The sequence below is a fragment of the Bradyrhizobium sp. RP6 genome, from assembly GCF_003837805.1.
In the GTDB taxonomy this organism is placed as follows: domain Bacteria; phylum Pseudomonadota; class Alphaproteobacteria; order Rhizobiales; family Xanthobacteraceae; genus Bradyrhizobium.
Genome location: NZ_RQIT01000065.1, coordinates 1 through 1,179, shown reverse-complemented (window position 1 = coordinate 1,179; position 1,179 = coordinate 1). Strand labels below are relative to the sequence as shown.

The 1,179-nt window shown below is 65.1% G+C and carries 1 protein-coding gene; it reads right to left on the bottom strand.

Annotation, left to right across the window (positions count from 1 at the left end; all coding sequences use genetic code 11):
* Positions 1–129: 129 nt before the first annotated feature.
* On the bottom strand, positions 130–1,143 hold the full coding sequence (locus EHH60_RS36860) for an IS5 family transposase (RefSeq protein ID WP_199752529.1): 1,014 nt from the start codon (positions 1,141–1,143) through the stop codon (positions 130–132).
* Positions 1,144–1,179 lie beyond the last annotated feature (36 nt).

The following is a 1,179-nucleotide window of genomic DNA, read 5'->3' as shown; positions in this document are numbered from 1 at the left end:
CGAGGGCTTTGCTTAATCGGGCGTGCGGGAGCAGTTCCCGATATGAGACTTTTTTGCGAGGCGTCGATCGGCGCGCGGCGTCGAACGATTGCGTTTTCGCGGCCGATCGAGGGCGTTGGGCTGCGGCGGTCATGCCGCAGCTGCTGCAGGAGACAGCACCGCCCATCGTTTGAGGTTCATGGCGAGGCAGATCAGGCGCAGATGCGCCTGGTTGCGCGCCAAGCCCAGATAACGGGCGCGCGCCCAGCGGTAGCTGCCCTTGAGGCGCGCGAAGACCTGCTCGACCGGTGCGCGGCGCTTTCCTACAGCGTCGTTGAAGCGCTTCTGCCGATCGGTCAGCGGATGATGCTTGTTGGGCCTAAACATCAGCCGCGGCTTGATGCCTCGCGCACGCAGGCCGCTCCGGCGCTCGTGCTTGTCATAGGCCTGGTCGGCATAGACAGCCTTCTCGTCACCACAGACCAACTCGTCGGCCGGCACCGTGTCATTGACCGCAGCATCGGTCAGCTTGCTGCGGCGGATGATCGCCGAGCCCTGGTCGATGCCGACATGCGCCTTGTAGCCGAAGTATCGTTTGCCGCTCTTCTTGGTCCAGCGCGCATCCGGATCGCGCTTGCTGTGGACCAATTTGCTCGGCTCCCGGCCGTCCGGGCCCGGCGGCTGCGGGTCCTCCGGCGGCTTCGGTGGCTTCACCGCCGCCGGGATCAGGCTCGCGTCGATCAGTGTGCCCCGCCGTACCACCAACCCCTGCGCGTCGATCTGATGCAGGATCTCTGCGAACAGCTTCTCGTCCAAACCGGCCCGCTGCAAAGTTTCGCGGAAGCGCCAGATCGTCGTATGGTCAGGCGTCTCGTCCCCCAGCGCAAAGCCGCAGAAATCGCGGAACGAGGCCCGGTCGTCCAGCGCTTCCTCGAGTGCCGGATCGGAAAGCCCATACCATTGCTGCAGCAGCAGCGCCTTGAACAGCACCAGTCGCGGATAGGGCGGCGGGCCACGCTCCGGCTCCGCAAGACCCCGCAGCACGCTCTCCACAGCCGCCCAGTCCACCAGTTCGCCAATCCGCCTCAGCACAGCGCTACCTTTGCCTCGCCGCGACACCAGCGCATCTGCGAAGCTCGGTTGTCCCACCTGTCGATATGCCATCCCAATCCGCCTCCAACGACAGATCCTAGAGAATCG